At 57.6% G+C, this 575-nt stretch carries 1 protein-coding gene; it reads left to right on the forward strand.

All coding sequences use genetic code 11. The features are described 5' to 3' along the window. Positions 1-533: replication protein (locus DMP07_RS08655; protein ID WP_123198740.1), on the forward strand; the 533-nt coding region annotated here is incomplete at its 5' end. Between the last annotated feature and the right edge of the window lie 42 nt (positions 534-575).

The following is a 575-nucleotide window of genomic DNA, read 5'->3' on the forward strand; positions in this document are numbered from 1 at the left end:
ACCCAGACTCGGCACCGGAGAACTGGCAGGAGATTCTGCGCGAGCAACTTATCGAGTGCCTGATTTCACCGCTCCATGACAAGGACGTTCTGCCGACTGGCGAGCCGAAAAAGGCGCATTGGCACGTTGTGCTTTCCTTCAAGAACCCGACTACGTTCGCCAAGGCGTGCGAGGTGTTCACTGAAATCAAGGCGGTCGTGCCGCCTGAGAAGGAGTCGCGCGTCAAGGACTTCCGGCAGATGGCTCGCTACCTCTGCCACATGGACCAGCCCGATAAGCATCGCTATGAGATGCAGGACGTGGTGTCCATCGGCTCAATCGACTACGCGAGCCTGTGCATGTCGGCGGCAGACGAGGACGATATGCTCGACCAGATTTTCGAGACGATGGACAACTACGCACTGGACAGCTATCCGAAGGTCGTTCGATGGACTCGTGAGCACAACCCAGAGTGGAAGCCAATCGTGTACCGCAAGTACACGAAGCAGATTAGCGAGTACGCGAAGGGTCTCCATTACGAATCGAAGCAGTAGGCGGGTCAATGTAGCAGGCGGTGACTACGGGGCGGCGTGGTC

Source organism: Slackia faecicanis, from assembly GCF_003725295.1.
GTDB classification, from domain to species: Bacteria; Actinomycetota; Coriobacteriia; order Coriobacteriales; family Eggerthellaceae; genus Slackia; species Slackia faecicanis.